A 10,051-nucleotide genomic window follows, 5' to 3' on the forward strand; every position below is an offset into this window, starting at 1 on the left:
CCCTCTGGACAGATGGGCACTCGCGTCGGATGATCAAATGAGTGCGGTCGGCACCGGATGAGCGCCTCGCGGGGCACACGTCACGCATCCGGGTCGCAGCCCCCACGGGGCCTCTCAACAAAAAACCCCTCATTTAGGAGCAATCGTGGCGCGCGACATCGCGGCTCCCCCCATCCCCACCCGCCATCAGGAACTGATCTCGTGGGTGCACGAGATCGCCGAACTGACCCAGCCGGACGCAGTGGTCTGGTGTGACGGCTCCGAGGCCGAATACGAGCGACTGTGCGAGGAGCTCGTGGCGAAGGGCACCTTCCGCAAGCTCGACCCGATCAAGCGCCCCCACTCCTACTACGCGGCCTCCGACCCCTCCGACGTCGCCCGCGTCGAGGACCGGACCTTCATCTGCTCCACCGAGGAGGAGGACGCAGGCCCGACCAACCACTGGAAGGACCCCGCCGAGATGCGGGAGATCTTCACGGGGGAGCAGGGTCTGTTCCGCGGTGCGATGCGCGGCCGGACCATGTACGTCGTGCCCTTCTGCATGGGCCCCCTCGGCTCCCCGCTCTCCGCACTCGGCGTCGAGATCACCGACTCCGCGTACGTCGCCGCCTCCATGCGCACCATGACCCGCATGGGACAGCCGGTCCTGGACGAGCTCGGCGACGAGGGCTTCTTCGTCAGGGCCGTGCACTCCGTCGGCGCCCCCCTCGCGGCGGGCGAGGCGGACGTTCCCTGGCCGTGCAGCAGCACCAAGTACATCTCGCACTTCCCCGAGGACCGCGAGATCTGGTCCTACGGCTCGGGCTACGGCGGCAACGCCCTGCTCGGCAAGAAGTGCTACGCGCTGCGCATCGCCTCCGTCATGGCGCGCGACGAGGGCTGGCTCGCCGAGCACATGCTGGTGCTGAAGCTGACGCCGCCCACCGGGCAGCCCCGGTACGTCGCCGCCGCCTTCCCCTCCGCCTGCGGCAAGACCAACCTGGCCATGCTGGAGCCCACCATCTCCGGCTGGACCGTGGAGACCATCGGCGACGACATCGCCTGGATGCGCTTCGGGGAGGACGGCCGCCTGTACGCCATCAACCCCGAGGCCGGCTTCTTCGGCGTCGCGCCCGGCACCGGTGAGCACACCAACGCCAACGCGATGAAGACGCTGTGGGGCAACTCCGTCTTCACCAACGTCGCCCTCACCGACGACGGCGACGTGTGGTGGGAGGGCATGACCGAGGAGACCCCGGCCCACCTCACCGACTGGAAGGGCAACGACTGGACGCCCGAGTCCGGCACGCCGGCCGCGCACCCGAACGCCCGCTTCACCACGCCCGCCGCGCAGTGCCCGATCATCGCGCCCGAGTGGGAGGACCCGAGGGGCGTGCCGATCTCGGCGATCCTCTTCGGCGGGCGCCGCGCCACCGCCGTACCGCTGGTGACCGAGTCCTTCGACTGGAACCACGGCGTCTTCCTGGGCGCCAACGTGGCCTCCGAGAAGACCGCCGCCGCCGAGGGCAAGGTCGGCGAGCTGCGCCGCGACCCCTTCGCCATGCTGCCGTTCTGCGGCTACAACATGGGCGACTACATGGGCCACTGGATCGACGTGGCCAAGGACAAGGACCAGGCCAAGCTGCCCAAGATCTACTACGTCAACTGGTTCCGCAAGGACGACGAGGGCAGGTTCGTCTGGCCCGGCTTCGGCGAGAACGGCCGCGTCCTGAAGTGGATCGTGGAGCGGCTCGAGGGCAGGGCGGACGGTGTCGAGACGCCGATCGGCGTGCTGCCGACCAAGGAGTCCCTGGACACCGCGGGGCTCAATCTCGGCGACGCCGACCTGGAGTTCCTGCTCAGCGTCGACAAGGAGGTGTGGCGCGAGGAGGCGGCGCTCGTCCCCGAGCACCTGAACACCTTCGGCGACCACACGCCCACCGAGCTGTGGGACCAGTACCGGGCCCTGGTGCAGCGCCTGGGCTGAGCACCGCCACCACTACCACCAGCACCCAGCTCCGTGGCCGGTCCGACTAGCCCTGACCCGCGAAGTCGTCACGAAGGCCGGTCACGAGGGGGTCGTCGCGCGCTCCAGTAGCTCTCTGTATCCGGAGCGCGTGCCGATCCCGCTCGGGCCGGGTCCCCGCACAACGGCGTGCGACGGACCCGGCCCTTCGGCATTCCCGTCGCCGGGGGCGCGGGCCACGTGAATGCGTTGCCCCGCACGCGGTACCCGGAGGGCCGGACGACACAGGGACGGTACGACGACCCGGGGACGGAGGGTGTGCGATGGCTGACGGTGGTGACTTCTATCGGCGCGACCGGCCGGACGACTCGCCCCTGGAGGAGGACCGTCCGCGCGGCGGCGGCCCCGAGGATCCGCACCGGCGCGGGAACTGGCCCGTGTGGGGCATCGTCCTGGCGGTCATCGTGGTGTTCGTCGTGCTGACGGTGATCTTCGGCTGACCGGGCTGAATGGGCTGACCGGGCTGACCGCCTGTCGTGGTCCGGTCCCGCGGCGACGCGCGGACGTCCGGCTGTGGCGCCCGGTCCGCGCGTCGCTGCGGGTGCGCGCGGACCGGGGCCGTGAGAGGGAGCCCGAGAGGCTCAGTGGGACGCGAGTTCGCGCGGCTCCAGGGCCGCGGCGTGGGCGTCCATGCGCTCGGCGGCCAGGATGGCGACCGCCGTGTCGGCGCGGGAGGCGGCCACCACCAGGGCGCGGCCCGCCAGGGTGTGCGCCCGCCGGTGCAGGGCCGACGGACGCGGCTCGGGACGGGCGGCGGCCACGGTCAGACGGACCGGCGCCTGACCTCCCCGCAGCCGGGCCACCTGCGCGGCGAGCCGTTCGGCGGCGGTGTCCAGGTCGGCGGCGGGTGCCAGCGCGCGCAGCTCGTCCGTGATGGCGAGCAGCGCCGCGAGGTGGCCCGCGAGCTGGATGTCCAGCTCCTCCTCCCGGGACCGGTGGGGGAAGTCCGTGGTGCCGGCCGTCGTGCTGTGGACCGACTTGGCGCGGATCGGTTCGTACATGGGACGGCCTCCTGTGTTCTTCAGGAAGCCATCCTAGCTTAGATCTCGTCTAAAGTTGAGCCGTTCACAAAACCGGACTGTGTGCGTACGGATCGTGAGATCACGGCTGGCTGTAGCCGTCCAGGAAGGTGCCGATCCGGTCCACCGCCTCGCGCAGATCACCGGCCGTCGGCAGGGTCACCACGCGGAAGTGGTCGGGTTCGGGCCAGTTGAAGCCGGTGCCCTGCACGACCATGATCTTCTCCTGGCGCAGCAGGTCCAGGACCATCCGCCGGTCGTCCTTGATCTTGAAGACCTTGGGGTCGAGCCGCGGGAACAGGTAGAGCGCCCCCTTCGGCTTCACGCACGTCACGCCCGGGATACGGGTCAGTGCCTCGTGGGCCGCGTCCCGCTGCTCCCGCAGCCGGCCGCCCGGCAGCACCAGCTCGTTGATGGTCTGGCGCCCGCTGAGCGCAGCGACCACACCGTGCTGGCCCGGCATGTTGGCGCACAGCCGCATGTTCGCCAGGACCGTCAGGCCCTCGATGTAGGACTCCGCGTGCGCGCGCGGCCCCGAGATCGACATCCAGCCGACCCGGTAGCCGGCCACCCGGTACGCCTTCGACATGCCGTTGAAGGTCAGGGTCAGCAGGTCCGGGGCGATCGCGGCGGTCGCGGTGTGCGTCACGTCGTCGTAGAGGATCTTGTCGTAGATCTCGTCGGAGCAGACCAGCAGGTTGTGCCGGCGCGCGATGTCCGTCAGGCCGCGCAGCATCGCGTCGTCGTAGACCGCGCCCGTCGGGTTGTTCGGGTTGATGATCACCAGCGCCTTGGTGCGGTCGGTGATCTTCCGCTCCACGTCGGCGAGGTCCGGCATCCAGTCGGACTGCTCGTCGCAGCGGTAGTGCACCGCCGTACCGCCGGACAGCGAGACCGCGGCCGTCCACAGCGGGTAGTCCGGGGCCGGGACGAGGACCTCGTCGCCGTCGTCGAGCAGCCCCTGCATCGCCATCACGATCAGCTCGGAGACGCCGTTGCCGATGAAGACGTGCTCGACGTCCGTCTCTATGCCGAGGGTCTGGTTGTGCATGACGACCGCGCGCCGCGCCGCCAGCAGGCCCTTCGCGTCGCCGTAGCCGTGCGCCGTCGAGACGTTGCGGAGGATGTCCTCCAGGATCTCGGGCGGGCACTCGAAACCGAAGGCGGCCGGGTTGCCGGTGTTCAGCTTCAGGATGCGGTGCCCGGCCGCTTCCAGCCGCATCGCCTCCTCGAGCACCGGGCCCCGGATCTCGTAACAGACGTTGGCGAGCTTGGTCGACTGGATCACCTGCATGTTCGTGAGCTTACGACCCGGTTACGCTCCATGGGTCGTGTGATCCGCCACTTGAGACGCACGGTATGGGCGGATTTCGTCACTCACCGGGGGCTCCGGCGCACCGAGCGCCCCGCGAGTACCTCCGTGCGCCGCCCGTCCTCCATCACGAACCGGCCGTCCACCAGCACGTACGGGATGCCCGTCGGCAGTCGGCGCGGCTCCTCGTAGGTGCTGCCGGCCGCGACCGTCGCCGGGTCGAAGAGCACCAGGTCGGCCCGGTACCCCTCGCGCACCAGCCCCCGGTCCGGGAGCCGCAGCCGGGCCGCCGGGCGCGAGGTGAGGTGGGCGACGCACTCCTGAAGCGGGAGCACGCCCAGCTCGCGCACGTAGTGCCCGAGGTAGTGCGGGAAGGTGCCGTAGGCGCGCGGGTGCGGCTTGGCGCCCTGGAGGATGCCGTCCGAGCCGCCGGTGTGGACGCGGTGCCGCATGATCGCGCGCACGTTCTCCTCGTGGCCGACGTGCTGCAGGATGGTCGGCGCCAGCCGGTCGGCGAGGAGCAGGTGCCGGGCGACGGTCCACGGGCTCTCGCCGCGCAGCCGCGCCGACTCCCGGACCGTACGGCCGACGTACTCGGCGAGCGCCGGGTCGCCCGTGCCGGAGATCTCGATGGTCTCCCACTCCATGGGCACGCCGTGGGAGCCGTCGGAGCCGATCTCCTCCATGTGGTGCCGGATCCGCTCGGCGGTGTCGTCGTCCGCCAGCCGCCGCAGGATCTGCTCCGGGCCGCCCTCGCTCGCCCAGCTCGGCAGCAGCGCCGCGAGGGTGGTGCAGCCGGGGGTGTAGGGGTAGGTGTCGAGCGTGATGTCGGCGCCGCCGTCCAGCGCGTCGTCGAGCAGGGTCAGCAGCTCGGACGCCCGGCCCTTGTTCACGCCGAAGTTCATGGTGGCGTGCGCCAGGTGCAGCGGGCAGTCCGCCTCCCGGGCCAGTTCCACCATCTCCTCGTACGCCCCCAGGGCCCCGGCGCCGTACGAGCGGTGGTGCGGGCAGTAGTAGCCGCCGTACTCGGCGACCACCCGGCACAGCTCGGTCAGCTCGGCGTCCTTGGCGTACATGCCCGGCGTGTACGTCAGCCCGGACGACATGCCGACCGCGCCCTGCTCCATGCCCTCGGCGACCAGCCGCCGCATGTGGTCCAGCTCGGCGCCGGTCGCCTCCCGGTCGTCCCAGCCCACCGCGAGGGCGCGCACCGTGCCCTGCGGGATCAGGTAGGCGGCGTTCACGGCGATGCCGCGGTCGAGGCGGTCCAGGTACTCGCCGACGGACCGCCAGTCGAAGTCGACGTCGTCGCCCGGGCCGTTCCACCCGGCGATCGCGCGCCGCACCTCGCCGAGGGTGCGGTCGTCGACCGGCGCGTACGACAGCCCGTCCTGCCCGACGACCTCCAGGGTGACGCCCTGCGCGGCCTTGGCGCTGTGGTCCGGGTCCCGCAGCAGCGCCAGGTCGCTGTGGGCGTGCATGTCGATGAAGCCGGGGGACAGGACCAGGCCCTCGGCGTCCAGTTCGCGGCGTGCCTTCGGCCGCTGGCAGCCGGCGGCCGCCGCCTCCTTGACGATCGAGACGATCCGGCCGCCGTCGACCACGACATCGGCGCGGTAGGAGTCGGCGCCGGAGCCGTCCACGACGTCGGCGTCCCGGATGACCAGCTCTTCCATGTCCCGCTCCCTCTCCCGGATGCTCCGGGGTTCCTAGAAGTACGTGCGGATGTAGTCGACGACCGTCCCGTCCGCCTCCGCGACCGGGATGAGCTGCCACTTGTCGAAGGACGTGCACGGGTGGGACAGACCCAGGCCCACCCAGTCCCCGACCTCCAGCTCCGCCTCCGGCGCGGTGCGCAGCCAGGCGTGCTGGTCCGAGAGGCCGCTCACGGCGACGCCGGTCGCCGGGCGCTCGGGGCCGCCGCCCGAGGGGCGGACCACCTGGGCGAAGGGCAGGTCGAGGTCGTACGCCGCGTCGCGCTTGCCGGCGTTGGCGAAGGCCTGCTCGGCGGTGGGGCGGGAGACCACCTGCGTCCAGAGCCGGAAGGCGGGCTCCAGGGCGCCCTCGGCGGGGACGCGGTTGAAGGGCGTCACCGCCTGGTAGTGCCCGTCGTCGTGGGAGACGTAGGCGCCCGAGCGCAGCAGCTTGAGCACGGGCAGGGAGAGGTCCGGCACCTCGGCGAACACGTCGGCCACCGCGTCGAACCAGGCGCTGCCGCCCGCGCTCAGCACGATCTCCTCCAGCCCCTCGAAGCGCCCGGCCCCGTCGAAGCCGACGGCCAGTGCGACCAGCCGCCGCAGCCAGGCGCGCACGCGCTCCGGGTCGGCGTCCGGCACCTCGCCCTCGTACCCGGCGACTCCCGCGAGCCGCAGCGTCCGCGTGCCGGCCACCGCGTCGGCGACCGCGGCGCAGTCCTCCTCGGTGCGCGCCCCGGTCCGCGCGCCCGCACCGGCGCCCAGCTCCACCACGACGTCCACCGGGCGGCCGGCGCCCGCCTCCGTCAGCGCGGCGTCCATCAGCTCGACGCCCCGCACGGAGTCGACGTAGCAGACGAAGCGGAAGTCCGGGTCCGCGTCCAGCTCGGCGGCGAGGCGGCGCAGGGCGCCCGCGTCGACCAGTTCGTTGGCGAGGAAGATCCGCCCGATGCCGAAGGCCCGCGCCACCCACACCTGGTGCGGCACGGCCAGGGTGATGCCCCACGCGCCGTGCTCGATCTGGCGCTGGAAGAGCTGCGGGGCCATGGAGGTCTTGCCGTGCGGCGCGAAGGCGAGGCCGTGCCGGGCGGCGTACGTCTCCATCAGCGCGAGGTTGTGCTCCAGGCGCTCGGCGGACAGGGCGAGCACCGGCGTGGCGAAACCGCCGGTGAACAGGTTGCGGCGCTGTCCGGCCAGCTCCGCGACGGTCAGTCCCGCGGCGTCCGGCGGGAGGCCCTTGAAACGGTGGTCGACGCGCTCCTCCGCCAGCTCGGCGAGGGCTTCGGAACCGGAGTCGAGGGCCATGGAGCCTCCATGATCTGATCCATCGAACCGATGCGTTGCAAATTCTGCAACGATCGTTGCGTATATCGCTCACTGCTGTCTAACATCTCGGCGAACGCGGGGTCAACGGAGCCGCCGCCCGCAGGACGCGAAGAGGAGCCAGGACCATCGTGACCGCCGACGGACCCCGCAGCACCGCCCCCGACGTCGCGGACGTCGTCGCGCTCGGCGAGTCCATGGTCACCTTCCTGCCCTCCCGCCCCGGGCGCCTCGCCGACGTCCCCTCCTTCGAGCGGGCCATCGGCGGCGCCGAGTCCAATGTGGCCTGCGTGCTCGCCGCCGCCGGACACTCCGTCCGCTGGATCGGCCGGGTCGGCGCCGACGGCTTCGGCGACCACCTCGTGGAGGCGATCGGGGCCTACGGCGTCGACGTCTCCGCCGTGCGCCGCGACCCCGACCGTCCGACCGGCGTCTACTTCCGCACCGCGGGCGACCGCGCCACCGACGCCCACGAGGTGGCGTACTACCGGGCGGGCTCGGCGGCCTCCGCCATGTCCGTGGCGACCATGGACCTCGACGCGATCCGCTCCGGCCGCGTACTGCACCTGTCCGGCATCACGCCCGCGCTCTCCGCCGACTGCCTCGGCCTGATGCGCGAGCTGACCGCCCGCCGTCCCGGCCGCCCCCTCGTCTCCTTCGACGTCAACCACCGTCCCGGCCTGTGGCGCGACACCGGGGACGGCCCCCGTGTCCTGCTGGAGCTGGCCCGCGGCGCCGACCTCGTCTTCGTCGGCGAGGACGAGGCCTGGGACCTGGGCGGGCCCGAGGCCGTACGCGCCGCGCTGCCCGAGCCGGACCTGCTCGTCGTCAAGCAGGGCGCGAGGGGCGCCACCGCCTTCCACGGCACCCGCGTCACCTCCGTGCCCTCCCTCGCCGTCGACGTCGTCGCCGCCGTCGGCGCGGGCGACGCCTTCGCCGCCGGGTTCCTCTCGGCGACGCTGCGCGGCCTGCCCGTGCGCGACCGGCTGCGCCACGGGCACCTCATGGCCGCCGCCGCCCTCACCGTCCCCGGCGACCTCGCCGCACCTCCGGCGCGCGACCACGCCGACCGCCTGGCCGCCCTGGACGACGCCGCATGGGGGAGACTGCGACTCGGCCCCGGCTGGACGCGGGGCGGTGACCCGACGACCGGAGCCCCGGCGACCGGTGACGGGGCCTGTGGGGCGACCGGTGACGGTCCCGGTGGAACGGCCGGTGACGGTCCCGGTGCAACGGCTGCCCAAGGGACCGGTGGAGCGGCCCATGACGGGACCGCCGACCGGGCCGGTGGCCGGTCCGGCGAAGGGGCCGACGAGGAGGTACGTACGTCATGAGCCAGACCGTCGACCGCGCGCTCAGCATCCTGCCGCTGCTCGCCGAGGGCCCCGCCGACCTGGGCCGGGTCGCCGACCGCCTCGGCGTGCACAAGTCCACGGCCCTGCGCCTGCTGCGCACCCTCCACGAGCACGGCTTCGTCTACCGCCAGGCCGACCAGCGCTACCGCCTCGGCGCCCGGCTCATCTCCCTCGCCCAGGAGGCGATGGAGAACCTCGACGTCCGCGAGATCGCCCACCCCCACCTCGTACGCCTCAACGAACAGGTCGGACACACCGTCCACCTCGCCGTCCACGAGGAGGACGAGGTCGTCTACATCGACAAGGTCGACAGCCGCTACCCGGTCCGCATGTACTCCCGGATCGGCAAGCCCGTCGCCATCACCGTCGCGGCCGTGGCCAAGCTGCTGCTGGCCGACCTCCCCGAGAACGAGCTGCGGTCCGTGGCCGAGAAGCTCGACTACCCCCTGTACACGGCCCGTTCGACACCGAACGCCGACGGATTCCTCAAGGAACTGGCCAAGGTGCGCGAACAGGGCTGGGCCACCGACCTCGGTGGCCACGAGGAGTCCATCAACTGCGTCGCCGCGCCCATCCGGGGCGCGGACGGCCGGGTGGTCGCCGCCATGTCGGTCTCCGCGCCGAACGTCGTCGTCACCGCCGACGAACTCCTCACCCTGCTCCCGCTGGTGCGCCGTACGGCGGACGCGATCAGCGGCGAGTACTCCGGCAGAACCCCAGTCAAGGAAGCCACCGCATGACCGACAAGATCGCTCTCGTCCCCGCGACCCACACCGTCCCCCCGGCGAAGTTCAGCCACGGCGTGAAGAAGGGCAACATCCTCCAGGTCGCCGGCCAGGTCGGCTTCCTCCCGCACGAGGAGGGCAAGGCCCCCACCCCGGCCGGCCCCACCCTGCGTGAGCAGACCCTCCAGACCCTCGCCAACGTCAAGGCGATCCTGGAGGAGGGCGGCGCCTCCTGGGACGACGTGATGATGATCCGCGTCTACCTCACGGACGTGGACCACTTCGCCGAGATGAACGCCCTCTACAACGCCTACTTCGAGGAGCAGGGCCTCACCCAGCCGCCCGCCGCGCGCACGACCGTCTACGTCGGACTGCCCGCGGGGCTCCTCATCGAGATCGACGCGCTCGCCGTCCTCGGCTGACGCCCGCCTCTCTCCGCCCCACCCTCCCGCCCCTCTGTCAACGGCGCGGCGTCCCCGGCCCCCCGGGCGCCCGGCCCCCCCCCCCCCCCCCCCCAAAATGACAGAGCAGAACAAAAAGGCCCCCGGGGGGGGCCCCAAAAACACCCCCCCCCCCCCCCCCCCCCCCCCCCCCCCCCCCCCCCCCCCCCCCCCCCCC

At 72.3% G+C, this 10,051-nt stretch carries 9 protein-coding genes; 5 read left to right on the top strand and 4 right to left on the bottom strand.

Annotated elements, in window-relative coordinates; genetic code table 11:
* Positions 1–145: 145 nt before the first annotated feature.
* Together HZS56_RS21020 and HZS56_RS21025 are read left to right on the top strand one after the other, a co-directional pair.
* The gene (locus HZS56_RS21020; protein ID WP_216722292.1) at positions 146–1,966 is read left to right on the top strand and encodes a phosphoenolpyruvate carboxykinase (GTP); all 1,821 of its coding nucleotides are present in this window, start codon (positions 146–148) and stop codon (positions 1,964–1,966) included.
* Between the two features lie 302 nt (positions 1,967–2,268).
* Positions 2,269–2,445 carry a hypothetical protein gene (locus HZS56_RS21025; RefSeq protein WP_216722293.1) on the top strand — a complete coding sequence of 59 codons (177 nt, stop codon included), beginning with the start codon at positions 2,269–2,271 and terminating at the stop codon, positions 2,443–2,445.
* 141 nt (positions 2,446–2,586) lie between these two features.
* Here HZS56_RS21025 and HZS56_RS21030 read toward each other — a convergent pair whose 3' ends face one another.
* The 4 genes from HZS56_RS21030 to HZS56_RS21045 all read right to left on the bottom strand — a co-directional run bounded on the left by HZS56_RS21030 (position 2,587) and on the right by HZS56_RS21045 (position 7,335).
* Positions 2,587–3,006, bottom strand: coding sequence for an SCO4983 family protein (locus HZS56_RS21030; protein ID WP_216722294.1), 420 nt, complete (start codon positions 3,004–3,006; stop codon positions 2,587–2,589).
* 100 nt (positions 3,007–3,106) lie between these two features.
* A complete protein-coding gene (locus HZS56_RS21035; protein ID WP_216722295.1) occupies positions 3,107–4,318 on the bottom strand; it encodes a pyridoxal phosphate-dependent aminotransferase in 1,212 nt (403 codons plus the stop codon).
* A gap of 83 nt (positions 4,319–4,401) precedes the next feature.
* Positions 4,402–6,012, bottom strand: a complete 1,611-nt coding sequence (locus HZS56_RS21040; RefSeq protein ID WP_216722296.1) for an N-acyl-D-amino-acid deacylase family protein — start codon at positions 6,010–6,012, stop codon at positions 4,402–4,404.
* A 33-nt stretch (positions 6,013–6,045) separates the two neighbouring features.
* Positions 6,046–7,335, bottom strand: coding sequence for an alanine racemase (locus HZS56_RS21045; protein WP_216722297.1), 1,290 nt, complete (start codon positions 7,333–7,335; stop codon positions 6,046–6,048).
* 149 nt (positions 7,336–7,484) lie between these two features.
* Between HZS56_RS21045 and HZS56_RS21050 the strand changes: the two genes are divergently transcribed.
* Genes HZS56_RS21050 through HZS56_RS21060 form a run of 3 tightly spaced genes read left to right on the top strand, consistent with a single transcriptional unit; the run spans position 7,485 to position 9,855 of the window.
* A complete protein-coding gene (locus HZS56_RS21050; RefSeq protein WP_308408115.1) occupies positions 7,485–8,687 on the top strand; it encodes a sugar kinase in 1,203 nt (400 codons plus the stop codon).
* The gene (locus HZS56_RS21055; RefSeq protein ID WP_216722298.1) at positions 8,684–9,448 is read left to right on the top strand and encodes an IclR family transcriptional regulator; all 765 of its coding nucleotides are present in this window, start codon (positions 8,684–8,686) and stop codon (positions 9,446–9,448) included. The genes HZS56_RS21050 and HZS56_RS21055 overlap by 4 nt, the downstream gene beginning before the upstream one ends.
* Positions 9,445–9,855, top strand: coding sequence for a RidA family protein (locus HZS56_RS21060; protein ID WP_216722299.1), 411 nt, complete (start codon positions 9,445–9,447; stop codon positions 9,853–9,855). Before HZS56_RS21055 ends, HZS56_RS21060 begins: the two co-directional genes overlap by 4 nt.
* The last annotated feature ends 196 nt before the right edge of the window (positions 9,856–10,051 follow it).

The organism is Streptomyces mayonensis, from assembly GCF_018982965.1.
Classification (GTDB): Bacteria; Actinomycetota; Actinomycetes; order Streptomycetales; family Streptomycetaceae; genus Streptomyces; species Streptomyces mayonensis.

What these genes read in the sequence shown, in the direction of transcription:
- HZS56_RS21025 (WP_216722293.1), top strand. Translation starts at nt 2,269, where the DNA reads ATGGCTGACGGTGGTGACTTCTATCGGCGCGACCGGCCGGACGACTCG.
- HZS56_RS21030 (WP_216722294.1), bottom strand. Translation starts at nt 3,006, where the DNA reads ATGTACGAACCGATCCGCGCCAAGTCGGTCCACAGCACGACGGCCGGC.
- HZS56_RS21035 (WP_216722295.1), bottom strand. Translation starts at nt 4,318, where the DNA reads ATGCAGGTGATCCAGTCGACCAAGCTCGCCAACGTCTGTTACGAGATC.
- HZS56_RS21040 (WP_216722296.1), bottom strand. Translation starts at nt 6,012, where the DNA reads ATGGAAGAGCTGGTCATCCGGGACGCCGACGTCGTGGACGGCTCCGGC.
- HZS56_RS21045 (WP_216722297.1), bottom strand. Translation starts at nt 7,335, where the DNA reads ATGGCCCTCGACTCCGGTTCCGAAGCCCTCGCCGAGCTGGCGGAGGAG.
- HZS56_RS21055 (WP_216722298.1), top strand. Translation starts at nt 8,684, where the DNA reads ATGAGCCAGACCGTCGACCGCGCGCTCAGCATCCTGCCGCTGCTCGCC.
- HZS56_RS21060 (WP_216722299.1), top strand. Translation starts at nt 9,445, where the DNA reads ATGACCGACAAGATCGCTCTCGTCCCCGCGACCCACACCGTCCCCCCG.